The 17,462-nt window shown below is 57.9% G+C and carries 15 protein-coding genes and 1 pseudogene; 6 read left to right on the top strand and 10 right to left on the bottom strand.

What is annotated here, in order from left to right; genetic code table 11:
- Window positions 1-3 precede the first annotated feature (3 nt).
- Window positions 4-636 carry a sugar-binding domain-containing protein gene (locus QMA10_RS01685; RefSeq protein WP_290165550.1) on the bottom strand — a complete coding sequence of 211 codons (633 nt, stop codon included), beginning with the start codon at window positions 634-636 and terminating at the stop codon, window positions 4-6.
- Window positions 636-992 carry a hypothetical protein gene (locus tag QMA10_RS01690; protein ID WP_290165552.1) on the bottom strand — a complete coding sequence of 119 codons (357 nt, stop codon included), beginning with the start codon at window positions 990-992 and terminating at the stop codon, window positions 636-638. Before QMA10_RS01690 ends, QMA10_RS01685 begins: the two co-directional genes overlap by 1 nt.
- 123 nt (window positions 993-1,115) lie before the next feature.
- On the opposite strand from QMA10_RS01690, the gene QMA10_RS01695 reads away from it, so the two are divergent.
- The 3 genes from QMA10_RS01695 to QMA10_RS01705 all read left to right on the top strand — a co-directional run bounded on the left by QMA10_RS01695 (window position 1,116) and on the right by QMA10_RS01705 (window position 4,281).
- The gene (locus QMA10_RS01695) at window positions 1,116-2,444 is read left to right on the top strand and encodes a sugar ABC transporter substrate-binding protein (RefSeq protein ID WP_290165554.1); all 1,329 of its coding nucleotides are present in this window, start codon (window positions 1,116-1,118) and stop codon (window positions 2,442-2,444) included.
- A complete protein-coding gene (locus QMA10_RS01700) occupies window positions 2,441-3,385 on the top strand; it encodes a sugar ABC transporter permease (protein WP_290165555.1) in 945 nt (314 codons plus the stop codon). Before QMA10_RS01695 ends, QMA10_RS01700 begins: the two co-directional genes overlap by 4 nt.
- 107 nt (window positions 3,386-3,492) lie before the next feature.
- Window positions 3,493-4,281, top strand: a complete 789-nt coding sequence (locus tag QMA10_RS01705) for a carbohydrate ABC transporter permease (protein ID WP_290165749.1) — start codon at window positions 3,493-3,495, stop codon at window positions 4,279-4,281.
- 10 nt (window positions 4,282-4,291) lie between these two features.
- Here the strand turns inward: QMA10_RS01705 and QMA10_RS01710 are convergent, their stop codons facing one another.
- The 8 genes and pseudogenes from QMA10_RS01710 to QMA10_RS01745 all read right to left on the bottom strand — a co-directional run bounded on the left by QMA10_RS01710 (window position 4,292) and on the right by QMA10_RS01745 (window position 14,251).
- Window positions 4,292-5,860, bottom strand: coding sequence for an alanine/glycine:cation symporter family protein (locus QMA10_RS01710; RefSeq protein WP_290165556.1), 1,569 nt, complete (start codon window positions 5,858-5,860; stop codon window positions 4,292-4,294).
- A gap of 183 nt (window positions 5,861-6,043) precedes the next feature.
- A pseudogene (locus QMA10_RS01715) lies at window positions 6,044-6,470 on the bottom strand (IS30 family transposase); the annotation flags it as partial.
- A 929-nt stretch (window positions 6,471-7,399) separates the two neighbouring features.
- Entirely contained in the window at window positions 7,400-8,485 is a 1,086-nt protein-coding gene (locus QMA10_RS01720) for a nitronate monooxygenase (RefSeq protein ID WP_290165559.1), read from the bottom strand.
- The gene (locus tag QMA10_RS01725; RefSeq protein ID WP_290165561.1) at window positions 8,485-9,849 is read right to left on the bottom strand and encodes an AMP-binding protein; all 1,365 of its coding nucleotides are present in this window, start codon (window positions 9,847-9,849) and stop codon (window positions 8,485-8,487) included. Before QMA10_RS01725 ends, QMA10_RS01720 begins: the two co-directional genes overlap by 1 nt.
- Window positions 9,850-9,863: 14 nt before the next feature.
- Complete coding sequence (locus QMA10_RS01730; RefSeq protein WP_290165563.1) at window positions 9,864-10,757, bottom strand: amidohydrolase family protein; 894 nt, start codon at window positions 10,755-10,757, stop codon at window positions 9,864-9,866.
- A 40-nt stretch (window positions 10,758-10,797) separates the two neighbouring features.
- On the bottom strand, window positions 10,798-12,249 hold the full coding sequence (locus tag QMA10_RS01735; RefSeq protein WP_290165565.1) for an aldehyde dehydrogenase family protein: 1,452 nt from the start codon (window positions 12,247-12,249) through the stop codon (window positions 10,798-10,800).
- A complete protein-coding gene (locus QMA10_RS01740; protein ID WP_290165567.1) occupies window positions 12,246-13,358 on the bottom strand; it encodes a zinc-binding dehydrogenase in 1,113 nt (370 codons plus the stop codon). Before QMA10_RS01740 ends, QMA10_RS01735 begins: the two co-directional genes overlap by 4 nt.
- A gap of 53 nt (window positions 13,359-13,411) precedes the next feature.
- A complete protein-coding gene (locus QMA10_RS01745; protein WP_290165568.1) occupies window positions 13,412-14,251 on the bottom strand; it encodes an alpha/beta hydrolase in 840 nt (279 codons plus the stop codon).
- A gap of 398 nt (window positions 14,252-14,649) precedes the next feature.
- Between QMA10_RS01745 and QMA10_RS01750 the strand changes: the two genes are divergently transcribed.
- From QMA10_RS01750 to QMA10_RS01760, 3 genes are read left to right on the top strand one after another with little or no spacing between them, the layout of a single operon-like run.
- On the top strand, window positions 14,650-15,363 hold the full coding sequence (locus tag QMA10_RS01750) for a GntR family transcriptional regulator (RefSeq protein WP_290165569.1): 714 nt from the start codon (window positions 14,650-14,652) through the stop codon (window positions 15,361-15,363).
- Window positions 15,363-16,757 (top strand): amidohydrolase family protein, encoded by a 1,395-nt coding sequence (locus QMA10_RS01755; RefSeq protein WP_290165572.1) that lies wholly within the window; start codon window positions 15,363-15,365, stop codon window positions 16,755-16,757. The genes QMA10_RS01750 and QMA10_RS01755 overlap by 1 nt, the downstream gene beginning before the upstream one ends.
- Window positions 16,754-17,458, top strand: a complete 705-nt coding sequence (locus QMA10_RS01760; RefSeq protein ID WP_290165574.1) for an isochorismatase family protein — start codon at window positions 16,754-16,756, stop codon at window positions 17,456-17,458. Before QMA10_RS01755 ends, QMA10_RS01760 begins: the two co-directional genes overlap by 4 nt.
- The last annotated feature ends 4 nt before the right edge of the window (window positions 17,459-17,462 follow it).

Below are 17,462 nucleotides of genomic sequence, written 5' to 3' on the forward strand. Positions count from 1 at the left end.
TTGTCAGGCGGGAGCGCCGACGGACAGCGCCGCAGCGAGTTCTCCATCCACCAGCAGAGTGGTGACAAATCCGGCGGCCAGCACCGCCCGCACTGCATCCGCGCGGGCGGCACCCCGGGCCACTGCCACTACCAGGGGCGTGTGCTGAAGCTGGTCTATGGTCACGGCCAGCACGCGTTCATCCAGCTCCGAGACCACCGGTTGCCCGGCCGCGTCCAGCAGGCGGCCCGAGCATTCGGCAACGGCCCCGGCGCGGGCAGCCTCCAGACGCAGGCGGTTGTCCACCCGGTCCCAGACGGTGGAGAGCCCGGGCTGCCAGGCACCCACCGCAACGATTGCGGCATCCAGGGCGCCGGCCTGGGCGAGGGTCCCGCCAATCTCGGGCAGCCGGCGCAGACTCTGCGCGGTGGCGGCGTTTTCCACCACCAACGGAGCCCACAGCGGCCAGGTATCCACCCCGTCCAGCCGGCCCAGAGATTGAATCAGTTCCAGCGAATTGCCGCTGCCGGGAACCGGCAGCGCGCCTGCCAGCTGGACGATGCTGCAGGGCGGCAGGTCCGTCACATATCCGGCCGCAAGGTCCAGGGTCCGGGACCATGACACTCCCAGGGTGGCGCCGTCGAACGCCGCCGCCATCAGCTCCCCGGCCGCACTCCTGCCGAGGGCCTCCCGGGTGCTGCGGTCATCAGCGCCGTCGGCGAGATGCGGACGCGGCCCACGCCGAGTTCAGCCGCCAGCTGCTGAGGATCCGGGCCGGAAACAGCTTCGGGAAAACGGACGTCAATGCGCACAATGCCCAGCGCGCGTGCTTCTTCCAGATAGCGGGCTACCTGAAACCGGGAAATGCCGAACCGGCGGGCAATATCAACCTTCGAATGGTTGTGCAGGTAATAGTCTCTGCCAATCCTGGCCAGCAATTCCTCATGGGACGCATCTGTACCGGTAATGATTCGATCCCGCCTGTCTTCGAAAGATCGCAGCCTATTGCTCATTCGAGCCTATCTGTTTAGAGTTCCCCCCAAATGAGCAGAATGCAATTCTCAGATGAGCAAAGGTGAGGCATGAGAGCAGAACGCAGCACGCCCGGCCGCCGCAGGCGGAGTTCCGGAAGGAGCATGGCAGCGGGTGCTGCGGCCCTGGCTCTCGTACTGGCAGGATGCGGCAGTGACTCCGGCGACGGCCCCGAGGAGATTGTGGTGGCCATTGTCTCGAACCCGCAGATGACCGACGCCATTTCCCTCGAGGACGAATTCCGGGCCCGGTATCCGGACGTTGACCCCCAATTTGTCTCACTCCCGGAAAATGAGGCCCGTGCCAAGATCACGGCGTCGGTGGCCACCGGCGGCGGGGAGTTCGACGTCGTCATGATTTCCAACTATGAGACGCCCATGTGGGCGGAGAATGGCTGGATTACCAATCTGCAGGAGTATGCAGATAACACTCCCGGCTACGACCCTGATGATTTCATTCCGAATATCCGCGAGTCCCTCAGTTACGAAGGCGACATGTACTCCGTGCCCTTCTACGGGGAATCCTCTTTCCTCGCCTACCGCGAGGATCTGTTCGAGGAAGCCGGCCTGGTCATGCCGCCCAAGCCCACCTGGGCGGACATCAGCGCGTTCGCCGAGCGGCTCCATGACCCGGACAACGGCTTTTCCGGCATCTGCCTGCGCGGGCTGGCCGGCTGGGGCGAGGTCATGGCACCCCTGACCACCATGATGAACACCTACGGCGGAGGCTGGTTCGACCAGGACTGGAACGCCACCCTGGATTCGCCCGAGGTGGAGGCCGCCGTCACCGACTACGTGAACCTGGTCCGCAACTCGGGACAGCCGGGTGCGGCCACCTCCGGCTTCGGTGACTGCCTGACCCAGTACAGCCAGGGCAATGCGGCCATGTGGTACGACGCCACCTCCATGGTCTCCACCGTGGAAGATCCCGCCTCGTCCCTGGTGGTGGGCAAGACCGGATACGCGCAGGCCCCCGTGCAGGAAACCGACTCGTCCGGCTGGTTGTACAGCTGGTCCCTGGCCATTCCCGCCACCAGCGAAAAGAAGGATGCCGCCTGGGACTTTGTCTCCTGGATGACCAACAAGGACTACATCCAGCTGGTGGGGGACAAGATCAGCTGGGAGCGCGTACCGCCCGGCAGCCGGCTGTCGACTTATGAGATTCCCGAATTCGCGGACGTCGCCCGGGCCTACGCGGAACCCACGCTGACGGCCATGGCCGGGGCCTCGCAGGAGACCAGCATGACCGGTTCGGTGCCCTATCCGGGACTGCAGTTTGTGGGCATTCCGGAGTTCCAGGACCTTGGCACCCGCGTGGCCCAACAAATCTCCGCCGCGATCGCCGGACAGAAGACCGTGCCTGAAGCCCTTGAACAATCACAGCGCTATGCCGAAACCGTTGCGGAAAGCTACCAGTCAGGAGAGAACAAATGAGCGCCCTGGTAGACAAGCACCATGCCAAAGTCCGGCGGGAGGCTGAGCAGCGCCAGGCCCGCGGCATGTCCCGGGCCGAAGGGTGGCGGCGCCGCGGACCCCTCCTGCCGGCGCTGATCTTCACGCTTGTGGTGACGCAGGTTCCGTTCCTCTTCACCATTTGGTATTCACTGCAGAACTGGAACCTGCTCAATCCCGAGGGAGACCGTTTTGTGGGGCTCTCCAACTACGTCGAAATCTTCGCTGATTCCACCTTCCGCCAGGCCGCGCTGAATTCCGTGATCTTTACCCTGGGCTGTGTTTTCTTCGCGATGCTGCTGGGCATCGTGTTCGCCATCCTCCTGGACCGATCCTTTGCCGGCCGCGGGGTGGTCCGGACCCTGCTGATCACCCCCTTCCTGATCATGCCGGTGGCCGGTTCCCTGCTGTGGTCCGTATCCATCCTGAACCCCAGCTACGGACTGCTGAACTGGCTGATCGGACTGGTGGGAATCTCCCCGGTGGACTGGACCTCGGCGCATCCGATCGCGTCCATTCTCATGTCCCTGGTCTGGCAGTGGACACCGTTCATGATGCTGCTGGTCCTTGCCGGCCTGCAGTCGCAGCCCAAGGACGTGCTGGAGGCGGCGCAGGTTGACGGTGCGGGATGGTGGCGGACGTTCATTTCGGTCACCCTTCCGCAGCTGCGCCGGTACATCGAGCTGGGCGTCCTGCTCGGGGCCATCTACGTGGTGAACACCTTTGACCAGATTTACCTGATGACTGCCGGCGGTCCCGGGACCGCCAGCGCCAACCTGCCGTTCTACATCTACCAGCGGGCGTTCCTGGGCTTCGATATCGGCCAGGCGGCTGCCATGGGCGTGGTGGTGGTCATCGCGACCATTGTCATTGCCACCTTCGCCCTCCGCCTGATTTTCCGCAGCTTCGACGTAAAGGACTAGCCGTGAGCACGCAAACCGAACCGTCTCCCGCCCGGGGCGCTTCTTCCGCCTCCGGTTCCTCCTCCGCACGGCAGCGGAAAGGCAACCCCCGCACGGGAGCCTCCCTCCTGACCGCGCTGACCTGGATCCTGGCGATCGGGTTCTTCTCACCCGTGCTGTGGATGGTGCTGACCTCTTTCAAACAGGAATCCGCCGCCGCGTCCAATCCGCCCGTCTTCTTCTTCTCGCCCACGCTGGACCAGTACCGGGCAGTGCTCGACGCCGGAGCCGGCAGTTACTTCGTCAACTCCATGATCGCCACGGGCGTTTCCACGCTGCTGGTGGTGATCATGGCCGTTCCGGCGTCCTATGCGCTGAGCATCCGCCCGGTAAAAAAGACCTCCGACGTCCTGTTCTTTTTCATCTCCACCCGGATGCTCCCGGTAGTGGCGGTCATCATGCCCATCTACGTCATTGCCGGGCAGCTGAAGGTGCTGGACAACATCTGGACCCTGGTGGTCCTGTACACCTCCATGAACCTCCCGATTGCGGTGTGGATGATGCGTTCCTTCTTTCAGGAAGTACCAGCCGAAGTGCTTGAGGCCGCCCAGATGGACGGCGCCGGCCTGATGAAAACACTCTGGCGGGTCCTGATGCCCATGGTGGCGCCGGGGCTGGCGGCCACCGCCCTGATCTGCGTGATCTTTGCATGGAACGAGTTCTTCTTCGCCCTGAACCTCACGGCGGCCAAATCCGCCACGGTACCGGTGTTCCTGGTGTCCCAGATGACCAGCGAAGGCCTGTACCTGGCCCAGCTCTCCGCCGCCTCGGTCCTGGCTTCCCTGCCGGTGGTGATTGCCGGGTGGGTGGCCCAGAAGCAGCTGGTGCGCGGCTTGTCGATGGGTGCCGTGAAGTAGGAGGAACCGCTCAGGCGTTGGCTGCGGCGTCCTTGATGTCCTCGTCCTCGATGCCCAGCATTTCCAGTTTTCCGCTCTTGCGGTCCGCCAGGTACTGCTTCATTTCCCGCTTGATTACCGGAAGCAGGAGGTAGACGCCCAGCAGGTTCACAAAGGCGCAGACAAACAGTGCGGCGTCGGTGAATTGGATGACCTGGCTGAAGGACAGCACGCAGCCTGCAACGGTGAAGGTCAGGAAGATGACCTTGTAGGCGATTTCCCGGCGGCGCCCGCGGCCAAAGAGGTATTCCCAGGACTTCAGTCCGTAGTAGGACCAGGTGATGAGGGTGGAGTAGGCAAAGAGCACGACGGCGATGGACAGCACCACCGGGAACCACGGCAGGACGGTGGCAAAGGCATCGGAGGTGATGATTACGCCGTCGGCAGCGTCGCCGCCGCCCTGTACTTCAGCGATGCCTGCCTGCAGGCTCGGCGCACCTGCCATGATGATCGCCAGGGCGGTCATGGTGCAGATCAGGACCGTGTCCACCAGAGGCTCGTACATGGCCACAAAGCCTTCGCTGACGGGCCGGCGGGTCTTGACCGCCGAATGGGCAATGGCTGCGGAGCCCACCCCTGCTTCGTTGGAGAAGGAGGCCCGCTGGAACCCGATGATCATGACGCCGATAATGCCGCCGGCGAAACCTTCGGGCCGGAAAGCGCCCTCGATGATGGTGCCGAAGGCGGCAGGAACATTCTCGAAGTTCACCACGATGATAAACAGGCAGGCGAGGATATATACGCCGCCCATGGCCGGAACCAGCTTCGACGTAGTGGCCCCGATGGACTTGATGCCGCCCAGGATCACCACGGCCACCAGCGCGGCCAGGATTACCCCGAACAGCAGGGCAGCTCCGGCACTGCCCAGGATGCCGTCCTCGCCTCCGGTGACGTTCTGGACCTGGGCGAAGGTCTGGTTGGCCTGAAACATGTTTCCGCCGGCCACGCCGAAGAGCAGGATGGCGACGGCGAAGGTCCCGGTGAGGATTTTCGCGGGCCACCGCCCGAAACGCTTGAACGCCACGGGCAGGTACTTGAACGGGCCGCCGCTGATGGATCCGTCGTCGTGGACTTCGCGGTATTTCACTCCGAGGGTACATTCAGCGAATTTGGTGGCCATGCCCAGAAGGCCGGCCAGAATCATCCAGAACGTGGCGCCCGGGCCGCCAAGGGTAATGGCGGCACCGACGCCTGCGATGTTTCCCAGGCCTACGGTGCCGGACAGGGCCGACGTGAGGGCCTGGAAGTGCGGCACTTCCCCCGGGTCATCCTTTGAGGAGAACTTGCCGCGGACCACCTGGGCGGAAACTTTCATGCCGCGGAACTGGATGAAGCCGAAGTAAATCGTGAAGACAACGCCGGCGATAATCAGCCAGGCCACAACCGCCGGAAAGCTGAAGCCGCCAATCGTGATGGGAAAAAACACGATGGCGGAAAATGCGGCCGTTATGGGTTCGAAGAAGGAGTTAATGCCGGCATCAACCGATCCCAGCCACTCCTCTGATGCAGGTGCCATGGGAACTGCCCGTGTTATGTCCATTGTTCAATCCTCGGATAGAAGTAAGCCTGCTGCCGAATGAAGAAACCCAGCCTTACTTAACCCATGAAGGTAATCCAAATCACAAGTAGTTTCCTGCGCCGCCCGGACCGCCACCCACCAGCCCTTCGAGATGGCAGAAGGGACCCTTCCGGCCTGGCGGGTTCTAGTGTCGTTGCAATCACGTAAACGCTCGGCGGGGCTGTCTGTCCAAGCCGAGCGTTTTGGCCATCCGTTGAGCTTGTGGACCATGAACTCAAGATCCTCCAGACTATGCACGGACAAATCCGTGATTTTGGGGAAGTACTGACCCAGCAGCCCGTTGGTGTTCTCGTTGGATCCGCGCTGCCAGGGGTGGCCGGGTCACGGAAATAGACTGGCATCCCGGTCGCCATGCTGAAGGAGCGGTGCCCGGAGATTTCCGCTCCATGATCTCCGGGAAGGTGCACCAGCATCACGTACCGGGGGCTGCGCTCGACCAGGGCACCGATCACGGAGCGGTTAGGGGCCCGGTGATCAGGTCTCCTCCCCAGTGCCCGGGCGCCGCACGGTCCGTACCCTCTGCCGGACGTTCGGAAATCATCAACATTTCATCCACGCACCGGGCCCGGCGCTGAGCCGGTTCGCTACGGGTAACCCACTGGTCCCTGCCTGTAACGCCGAGGTCTTATGTCGTCCATGACTTGCTTCCACTGCTCCACAGTGCCCTCGCCCATGCCTCCGCTACCGACGGCAGCATGACGAGGATGTCAACGGCCCTTAGGAATGGATCCTCCGGGGTCGCTTGGTCATCCGCTTAGTCCTTGATGAGCTCTTCAAACCGGGTCGCGACATGCATGATGAGCAAGGCACTGAACTTCTTTTGGTCAACACTAGTAAAAATGCGGCCCGGATCACTCACGTACTGGTAGTAGCCGGCCCCGCGGACCATGACCCCAGCGGATCCACCGCGATGGGGGGTGCTTTTTTCATGCGAGACTGACGCGACCAGTGGCGGGGAGCGTTGCTCGTCTCCAGCAATGGTCCCCATGAACGTTTAAGCGTGGTGTACGTCGGATAACCTTGGGCGTGATGAGCGGCTGGTCCCGCCGCCACGCCTATGCTCGATCGCTCAAACCGAACGATCCGGGCCGTCTTATTGACCAGATTCCCTTAGGACATATTGCGGAACTAAGTGAAATTGCTAGTGCCGTGGATTGGCTGAGTTCCAGCGTGGCAGTATCGAAATTGCCTTGGACATCAACGGCGGTATGTGGATGGGCTGAGGGCAACACAGCCGGCCTAACCAATGCGATGTGCAGCCATAATGCTCTCTTCCTAGGACACCAATAACCATAAAAGTCCCAGGTCGAGTCGGACAGTGGCCGGCGGGGACCGCGACTCGGCCTGCAGGATTTCACAGTCGCTAGTCAGCATGCAAAGGACGACGACCTTTGACGTTCAGGACTTCATAAACGTCAAAGGTCATCATTCTGGAAAGCGAGGATCCCACCATCGGAGTAGATTTCTCGCTCACGTCCTCCGCCTCAAACAAAGGAAGCTTCAGACGAAACTTGTGACGGCTTCGCCATACTCCGCTACCAAACGATCTATGAGGGCGCCCACCGTTTCTCTCTTATGAAGCAGACCAACCCCCTGACCTGCGGGACTAATCATCAGTCGTGAGTTCTCTGATTTTAGGCCCGATACGACAGCGTTGGCCATCAGACGGCCCTGCAACGGTGATGGTAAGGGGTCTGGAGCGTCCTCGCGTTGCCAAGCATCCAGAATGTCGTTCTTCAACTGCCGAGATGGCTTACCACTTAGTGCGCGTGTTCGGTAAGTTTCATGTGTTCCGGCCTCAAGGAGTCGTTCTTTGAGTGTCTCGGGGAGCGAACTCTCTTCGGTCGGGAGCAATGCCGTTCCAATCCATACACCTTGTGCCCCTAGAGCCTGGGCCGCGGCGATCTGGCTCCCGTGTGACACGCCACCGGCCGCGAGAACGGGGATCGGAGCCATGGACTGCACGAGTTCCGGCACAAGCACGAAGGTGCTAACCGACCCAGTATGCCCGGCCGCCTCGTACCCTTGGGCAACGATGCAGTCAAAGCCGTCGTCTTTCAAACGTTCCGCGTGTCGCCTCGACCCGGCCAGGGCCACCATGATCGCGCCCATGTCGCGCGTTTGGTGCCTAACGGATTCGGGGGGGGCACCGAGCCCGAAACTCACGAGACGCGGAGACGCATTCGCACAGACATCCCAGAGCTCGAGTGCATGTTCGCGTGTCATTACGTCGCCACCGAAGGTGCGGTCGCTGACCCACTCATCCCCCGCCGGTAATCCAAGCTCTTCACACACGTCGGCGAAAAACTCCGTGTGCTCTTGGGGTATTGCGGACAAATCCTCTGCCGTCGCGGCTTTGGGCATCAGGAGGTTAACCCCATAGGGTGCTCCATTGATAGATTGCTCGATCTTTTTCAGATCTTCAGCAAGCTCATCAGGGTCGTACCGGTTGGTTCCCAGTACTCCCACTCCCCCTGCGGCAGATACCGCAGCGACAACTTCCCAGTCATGACTGAAGCCAAATACTGCATATCTCGCACCGAGCCGTTCAGCGAGTTCACTCTTCGGTCCTATATTAGTCATCATTAACTTTCCTTCCTCTGGTCAATCACTCGCCGAAGCTTGCCTGCAGCGGCAGCCCCTATGAGGTCACCCATAGACACAGTTTCGATCTGCGGGGTAATGGACGTGGCCTTCTGGACGACTCGCTGCACCCGGTCTACGAATGAATCTTTGTCAACAGACACGCTCTCGTGCGGCGCCACTCGAATTCGGAGCGAGTCAAGTCCGTCTTTATACTCAACGATCACCTGCATATCTTCGACTCCGGGAGTCTTGGACACGAGATCACACATGGCCGCTAAGTTCACGAGCGTGCCTTTGACCTTGACGATGTCTCCACTTCGAAAGGGGCCGGAGACCATCCGGGCGGATCCGGTTCGACCGCAGTGTGGACACGGTTCATGTGACAACACTGCACGGTCACCGACCGCGAATCGCAGGAGCGTGGTCCCCGATCGGTTTAGATGGGTAAAGGCGAGTTCACCTTCGACACCATCGGGGCACCGTTTTCCTGTCTCAGGGTCGAGAACTTCCATGAATACTGAGTCGGGCGCAAGATCGTGAAAACCGGATCCAGGCACACACTCGACCATCGCACTGCCCTGTTCAGTGGATCCGTAACGGTTCACCACGTTGTTGTCTTCTGCCCCTACCGCAGTCATCGCATCACGAATGTTCTGCTCCATCGCCTTGCTCAGTCCCTCTCCCGTCACCATCACAACACGCAGCCGATGCAGTTGCTGTCCGGTCGATGCAACCGACTTGAGGAATTTCAAAACGTAGCTCGGGATCCCCCACAAGATATGTGGTTGGTGCTCAAGCACCAGCTCCATGATCTCGGCGGTTCTCCTGTGTGGTGACACCAAGTCACCGGAATGTCCGGGATTGGTTTCCAATAATGCTGCGCCGCAGGCCGAAGCTTCTGCGATGGCTCGGCCTGCCGCCCCCATGGGGTACGGCGTCAGCGGGAAAAGGCTGACCATCAGGTCTCCTTTTCGAATATCGATGAAGTCACGTCGCCGAACCGACCGCAGCATGTAGTCGTAGTGATCGGCCGCGGTCACATAAACAGGCGCAGGCACACCAGTTGTGGAGCCCGTTGTGTAGATGATTCTTGACAGCGCCTGGTCCTCAACCGGAAGGTCATCAAGCTGCAGACGGAAGGCTTCGGGGTTCGCAACAAAGTCCGCTTTAGTCGTGACGGGAAAGTTCTCCAGGTCGTCGATCGTCTGGATGTCGTCGGGCGTGATTCCTTGTCTTTCCATTAGTTTTCGATAATGGGGGTGTCCTCGGAAGCAGCGTGAGACCGCCTCCCGCAGTCGCTTGCCCTGCAGTTCCTTAATGCGCTCAGGGGACCAGCGCAGTATGTCTTCGACAATGGTTTCCACGTTATTGCCCGCCTTCACTGCTGAGCTTCGACAACCGCGCGCTCGAGCGGAAGATTGTACAGGTCGATGGCGTTGTTACGGAGAAACTTTGCCATGCTCGTGGAACGGATGGGCAGTTCAGCAATTTCTCGTAGCGCCCTTTCCGGGTTAATAACAGGGAAATCAGTGCCGAACAGCACCTTGTCCTGACCCCAAGAGTCGATGTAGTGCACGAACTCCTTGGACCAGTGCTTCGGACCATACGCATCTGATCCGATATACACATTGGGGTGCTTGTAAGCCACCGCGATCATCTCCTCGGTCCAAGGCCACCCGATGTGGATGCCCACGAGCTTCAGCTCGGGGAAGTCGCACGCAATTCGATCCAGCGCCATCGGACGGGTCACACTCGCCAACGGCCGCTCCGCGGAATACCGCAGGCAGTGTCCCACCTGCATCTGAATCGGGATGTCCAGTTCGACGCACTTCGCATAGTAGGGATAATAGCGAGCAGCATCCGGGGATTCCTCGAACCAATGGGGATAGAGGTGCGCCCCAACGAAACCATGCTCCTTTACCGCAACCTCGAGCTCTCGAACGCCCCGCATTCCTCGAGTCGGGTCAATGCCCGCGAGACCACTAAACCGTGTTGGGTGAGCCTGAACGACTTTGGCGACCTGCTCATAGGTCACTTCGCGGCTCAATGTGTTTAAATATGAACCTGCTCGGACCGCAATCAGGAATGCATGCTCCACGCCTGCATCATCTAGGTAGTCAATAAAGTTCTCTGGGGTGAAGTCTTCAATCAGACGTGGGTCTGCACCAATCTTCTCGGTAATGAACTGGTGGGCCCATCCTGTGCGGCCGGCTCCTTCACCAGGGAACTCAAAATTGCATACTGTATCTATAGCGCGAACTAAATCTGACACGTCTCTCCTCTTGGGGGTTATAGCTGGGCATTTCGGATCTTTACTGTGCAATCCAAACTGTCTTCGTTTCGAGGTACTCCTCAAGCTGCTCTGAGCCGAGCTCTTTGCCATAGCCGCTCATTTTTCGGCCTCCGATCGGAACCGCAGGGTCGATGTTGCTTGAGTTCACGTGCACCGTGCCGAGCTTCAATCGCTGTGTCATCTCGTGGGCGGTCCGCAGCTTCTCGGTCCACACGTAACCTGATAGTCCATACTGCGTTGAGTTTGCTGACTGTACAGCTTCATCAATGGTGTCGAATGGCGTTACAGACAGTACGGGTCCGAATATCTCTTCCTGTGCGATCGCCATCTCGTTAGACACGTTCCCGAAAATTGTCGGTGTGACGAAGCATCCTTCTCTAAGGTCCCCGTCTGTGAGCTGTTCACCGCCGCTGATGAGCGTCGCGCCTTGTTCGCCACCGGTATGTATGTAGCTAAGTACTCGCTCAAGTTGCGATTGTGACGCGACAGGACCCATGTCAGTCGACTGATTGAGTGGGTCTCCAACCACGAGTGAACTTGTGATTTCCCGGATTCGCTCGACGAACTCATCCTGGATAGACCGCTCAACTAGCAACCGTGAACCAGCCGTACAAATTTGACCACTATTTCCGAAGATCGACTGAACAGCGGCAAGCGCAGCGGCCTCGAGATTCGCATCAGCGAAGACGACGTTAGGTGACTTTCCGCCCAGTTCGAGCGTAAGTCGCTTAATGTTCCCTGCGGAGGCGCGAATAATCGCTTGGCCAGTCTTCACCGACCCGGTAAAGGCAACCTTATCGACATCCAGATGTTCAGCGAGTGCCGCTCCAGCGACCCTTCCACCCGTGATCACGTTGACTACGCCCGCGGGAATTCCCGCCTCAAGGCAAAGCTCGCTGACCCGGAGCGAACTCAGCGATGAGTATTCCGCCGGTTTATGTACGAGCACCGAACCAGTCGCTATCACCGGACCCAGTTTCCAGGCCATCATTGTCAGGGGAACATTCCAAGGCGTGATCGCCCCGACTACACCAACAGGCTCACGAAGCGTATAGCTGAACCGTTCGGTTGGACGGTTATTCTCTATCGTGCGCCCGCTGATCGTCCTGGTCATTGCGGCGTACCATTCTAAATGCGCCGCCGCCGAGTCAACGGAGTTTCGGCTGCGAGTGATCGGCATACCCATCTCGAGTGAATCGAGGCGAGCAAGCTCATCACGATTGGCACGGATCAGGTCAGCGAGGTTGAGAAGCATCCGTTGGCGATCAGCAGGCCCAGTTCGGGACCACTCACCATCAAGCGCTGCACGAGCGGTCGATACCGCAAGATCAACATCCGACTCCGTCGATTCTGGCAGTGTCGCAACGACTGTACCGTCCGAGGGATTTATCGATTGAAATCGAAAACCATCAGAAGAATCCCTCTCGTCATTGCCGATTCGCATGCCGACATGCAAGGTTTCATTAATCATCCCTGGTGACCTACTTCAAATTCAATTACCCCACGGATATTTTTTCCATTTTTTAGATCTGCGATGGCTTCATTAATGCTCTCCAGTGAGTATGTCGCCGAAATCATTTCCTCAATTTCGAACAAGCCGTTTTTATGCATCTCTAGAAAAAGTGCCTGGTCTCCTTTGGGGTCGTAACTGCCATAAAGTGTACGAACCACTGTTTTACGGCCCATTGCTGACAAATCAAGGTTGGCTTGGCCAGCCCCGACAAGTACTGCGACCCCACCTTCCATCACAGCGCCTAGTACTTCAGCTACGTTTTCATCGCTAAGTTTGCCCACGCAATTGACTACCTTATCGACACCGAAGCCGTCCGTTAGTTCAACAACAGCGTCCACCCACCCCTCGTCACGGGCGTTGAAAGCGTGGGTTGCGCCGAACGACTTCGCCACCGCCAGTTTCTCTTCGCTCACATCAACAGCTATTACCCGAGATGCACCGGCTACCTTTGCGCCCTGAATTGCGGCGATTCCCACGCCACCTGTGCCCACCACGAGAACATTGTCTCCGGGCTTGGTTGGCAAAATATTGATCACTGAACCCGCGCCGGTCACAAATCCGCACGACATCAGAGCAGCAATTCTCATGTCCGTCGACGGATGAACAGCGACGACAGAATCACGATGGACCACCGTGCGCTCACTCCATGCGCCCAGCCTCACCATCTGTCCGACCTTTTCACCGGCTGTCGACCTAGCCTTGAACGTTCCGTCAAGAGCTCGGCCATCAGAACCGATTCCACTCCCCCTCGAGCAAGCTACACGCAACCCGCGGAGACAGGCTCGGCAACTTCCACAAGAGGGCACAAATGAGAGTCCAACTTTCTGCCCCAGATGGAGATCGGTTACTGCAGAACCGATCTGCTCCACAACACCAGCAGCTTCGTGGCCGAGAATCATCGGCAGGTGTGGAGCACCACTAGCAATGTTGTGGACATCCGAATGGCAGATGGACGCAGCGACTATACGAACAACCACATCAGAAGGCCCTGGGTCCGCAAAGGTTACCGTTTCGATTTCTAGTGGGCTTCCGGGATTCCGCAGTACTGCCGCGCGGGATTCAATCACAGGATATCTCCTTCAGTGAGATGGGATTCGAAAAATGCACGTCGTGATAACTACTAGCAACTGACCGACGAGGGCTGTTCACTAAGGAACCTTTTGATGGCGTCAGCAAATGCGGCAGGATCATCATCGGCGAGAAAGTCGGTCAAACCGTCGAGCGTCAACACGCTAGCTCCTGAAAGGATCTCAGCTCCACGCCCCTGTAAATCTGCGATGCAGTCCTCGGTTCCGTAGAGCAGCAGGACCGGCACCGACAGAGCAGATAACTCGGCAAGTTTGCGCTCTATCGGATATGTATATACGGCCGTATATGCTTCGATGTATGATTCCGGACCTGCACGGAGCTCGTCTGACAAATAACGAGTCGCAGTATCCAGGCTTAACCGCGGGTGTTTCTTTCTCGACCCATTCCAAGCGGAGGTCACATGTGATCCGGATTCGTCGAGCTCGACACTTTGCTTGCCCTCAAGCCGAGCCGCAGCCTGAGCTTCAGTGACGACAGGGACTCCACAAAGCACTAGAGCGCTCACATCGTCTGGATGCCGCAACGCGTATTCAATCGCGATGCTCGTACCCGTGTGTTGCCCGACAAGCGCTGGGCGCTTAAGACCAAGTTCGCTCACCAGATTGTGAACGACGTCGGAGTATTTCTCGATACTGGGCTTAGAGTCGAGACGATCCGAGCATCCAAATCCAGGAGTGTCAATCGCTATAGGGCGAATCGACTCGGCAAGCGGGATAAGTGCTTGCTCATATACGGCACTGGAAAGTGCGGTCATATGCAACAACAACACTGGCGTCCGGGTGTCGCCGTCGAGAGAACCCCGAATGTGAATCTGGCCCGACGGAAGATCGACGTATCGGCTCTTGATGGTCGTAGTTTCGTTTTCAGTCACAATTTGGTCCTCAATGCGAATGGTCAGTCTTGATCAGAGCGAGATACCGGGAAAAAGCTCTGGCAACGTTGACGTATCTGCCTCTAGGTGTCGAATTCAGGCACGTTTTCTGCCTTGCAGTACGGCATGTGATGCGGGTCTCAAGTCGTTAATCAATACGAACTTAGCCTGCCCGGTAAAAACTGTCAACAGTTGACTGTTGCCCAAAACGACTCCTAGGATGTGAGCAACGCAACAAAGGAGAGGTATGGCTGCAATGTCAATCACAGGAGCAAAGGTGCATCTGCCTGTTCAAGTTTTCAGGCAAAGGGATACCAGTCCGGATTACTACGCTTCGCATCACACTCGCCACGAATTGGTCACCCCAGTACTAGCACTAGCTGTTACGAAGTAACGCCATGAATCAAAAACCAAAAACCGTTTCTCGCGAAACTATCGCTGACCAAGCCGAAGCGCACATCCGTTCGATGGTGGCAGACGGCACACTGCAGCCAGGAGAGCGGCTCAATGAAGCTGCGATTGCGGAGTCCATTTTGATCAGTCGCGGACCTGTTCGCGAGGCAATCAAAAGGCTCGCAGGAGAGGGATACCTCACCATGCAGACACATCACGGTGCCTTCGTGAAGAGTTATGAACCCCGCGAAATCGTTGAACTCTACGAGCTTCGAAGCGCACTCGAGATGTTCGCGGTACGCCTGGCGGTTCGAAAAGCTACTGATGATCAGATCACGCAACTATCAACTGCGCTCGAAGCAGAACAACGCCGGCAAGAATCAGGCGCTTCTCCCTCCGACACGTTGACATCTGGTCCGTATGTCGCTGAGTTTGATTTCCATCAGCGGTTGGTTGAGCTCGGCGGAAACGAACTCATTCGCAAAGAGCTAATCGAGGCGAACCTCAAGCTGTACCTCGCGTTACGCCCGACTAAGCGGTCGGAAGATCGTAAACATCAGTCCGCCGTCTCCCACAACCATATCCTCAAGGCATTGCGTGAACGCGAAGAAGAAACCTGTGTGCGGCTAATCGGCGAACACCTTATGGATTCACTCCGTAACAGTCTCCAAGTAATGAACCTAGAAAGCACACTCAACGATGAAAGGACCCTAAGTTGATGGAAAAGTATGATTTAAGACTTACAGGTGGAGAGGTGTTTCTCGAAGGTCACGGCACATCGACGGTCGATATCCTGATTCGAGACGGCCGTATCGCCGCGCTTACCGAGCCTGACGCGGCCAATGACGCCACCGAAATTGTTGATATAACAGGAAAGCTTGTTCTGCCGGGCGGCATTGATCCCCACGTGCACCTCGGTAAGGACATCAGGGTTCCACGTGACCCCGACGATGCTGAAAGAGAGACCGCCTCCGCAGTCGCGGGTGGGGTCACCTCCATCCTCACATATCTCATGAGTTCGAATTCATACGTGAGCGAGTTCGAAGATGCTCAGGCCGTAATGTCTGGAAATTCGCACGCCAATTTTGGATTTCATTTTGTGCTCGGCACCCCAGAGCATCTCGAGGAATTCAAGGACTACATGAACCTTGGTGTTTCCTCATTCAAGTTCTTTATGAACTTCCGTGGGGATGAAGGCGCATACCTGGGTATGCCTGGCAATGATGACTCTTTCATGTATGAACTACTCAAGAAGAGTGCTGAGCACGGTGCGATGATCAACCCGCACCCAGAAAACATCGAACTCGTACGAATGCTGAGTGATAGCACACGGGACGACTCTCTCCCACCTCTTGAAGCATGGAACGCAGCTCGACCTCCCTTCGTTGAAGCTGACGCTGCTCAGCGGGTCGCCTACCTCGCAAGTGTGACTGGAGCTTCGGTGTACTGCGTTCACACAAGTAGCAATGAGGCTTTGCAAGCGATTGCGCGGCAACGGGCTGCGTACCCGAATCTCTTTATTGAGACATGCACGCAGTACCTGACTCTTGATACGTCCTCCGACGTAGGTGTCTACGCGAAAGTGAATCCCCCCGTGCGTCCGCGTGAGGATGTTGAAAGTCTCTGGACCGCATTCGCCAATGGACAAATCGACACAGTTGGTTCTGATCACAACGCTAGGCACCGAAGCAATAAGGACAAGAGTATTTGGGATGCTTCGGCAGGTTTCCCCGGCATGGGCACCTTAGTTCCGATGACCCTCGCCGAGGGTCTTCGCCGGAAAATCAGTCTGGCGACCATCGTCGACGCGATCAGCACTCGATCAGCAAAGTTATTTGGGATGTACCCCCAAAAAGGCTTAATTGCTGTTGGTTCAGATGCGGACCTGACCGTAATTGACCTCAATAAACCAACTAAAATCACCGCGGAAACGCAGCACTCTGCTGCGGATTACACTCCCTGGGAAGGGACCGAGATCCCTCTGTCGGTTGCCCACACGCTAGTTGGCGGAAGATTTGCGCTCCGGGACGGTGCGCTCACGGACATCTGCGCCGGCAAATACATTTCCCGACCGCACAGTGGTGCAGCAGCATTGGAAGGAAGACCCTCTTGACCATTTTCACCTCTGAATTCATCGATGAAACAACTCTGGATCGGTATAACCGAGCAGGGTTCGGACACCCGGTCGGCATGGGGGACCGCCCTGCCCTGCTCATCATTGATGTGCAATACCGGACTACAGGAACAAAACCGAGGCCGTTTGATGAAGCGATCAAGGAATTTTCTACGAGCGTGGGCGACGTAGCTTGGGATGCCGTTCAGAATATCTCCGCCCTGCTCAAGATGTTTCGTGAGAACGGCTGGCCTGTGCTGTACCCCCACGTTGCACCTAAGAAGGACTTTGACCAAGGAGCACTCGGCTCAAAGGTTCCGTCGATCATGCAGATTGCGGATTATGGGTATGACTTTGTCGAGGAGATCGCTCCGCAAGATGGCGACATCCTCGTACCAAAGCGCCATCCCAGCGCGTTCTTCGGCACACCCTTGGCCTCGTATCTCGTGCAGGCAGGAGTGGACTCCCTAGTCGTAACTGGCTGCTCAACTTCAGGATGCGTGCGTTCAACCGTCGTAGACGCATTCTCCTATAACTATCGCGTTACTGTCCCTGAGGACGCTGTTTACGACCGCAGCAAAATCATTCACGACGTAAATCTATTTGACATGTCGCAGAAATATGCCGATGTACAACCGACGCAGCAGGTCCTCGCTGCACTTGAGTTCAAGACCCCCGCCCCCTCGGCACCTGGCTCGTAGATAC

The organism is Arthrobacter sp. APC 3897 (assembly GCF_030407495.1).
Taxonomy (GTDB): Bacteria; Actinomycetota; Actinomycetes; order Actinomycetales; family Micrococcaceae; genus Arthrobacter_B.

What these genes read in the sequence shown, in the direction of transcription:
- QMA10_RS01685 (WP_290165550.1), bottom strand. Translation starts at nt 636, where the DNA reads ATGGCGGCGGCGTTCGACGGCGCCACCCTGGGAGTGTCATGGTCCCGG.
- QMA10_RS01690 (WP_290165552.1), bottom strand. Translation starts at nt 992, where the DNA reads ATGAGCAATAGGCTGCGATCTTTCGAAGACAGGCGGGATCGAATCATT.
- QMA10_RS01695 (WP_290165554.1), top strand. Translation starts at nt 1,116, where the DNA reads ATGGCAGCGGGTGCTGCGGCCCTGGCTCTCGTACTGGCAGGATGCGGC.
- QMA10_RS01700 (WP_290165555.1), top strand. Translation starts at nt 2,441, where the DNA reads ATGAGCGCCCTGGTAGACAAGCACCATGCCAAAGTCCGGCGGGAGGCT.
- QMA10_RS01710 (WP_290165556.1), bottom strand. Translation starts at nt 5,860, where the DNA reads ATGGACATAACACGGGCAGTTCCCATGGCACCTGCATCAGAGGAGTGG.
- QMA10_RS01720 (WP_290165559.1), bottom strand. Translation starts at nt 8,485, where the DNA reads ATGATGACTAATATAGGACCGAAGAGTGAACTCGCTGAACGGCTCGGT.
- QMA10_RS01735 (WP_290165565.1), bottom strand. Translation starts at nt 12,249, where the DNA reads ATGATTAATGAAACCTTGCATGTCGGCATGCGAATCGGCAATGACGAG.
- QMA10_RS01750 (WP_290165569.1), top strand. Translation starts at nt 14,650, where the DNA reads ATGAATCAAAAACCAAAAACCGTTTCTCGCGAAACTATCGCTGACCAA.
- QMA10_RS01755 (WP_290165572.1), top strand. Translation starts at nt 15,363, where the DNA reads ATGGAAAAGTATGATTTAAGACTTACAGGTGGAGAGGTGTTTCTCGAA.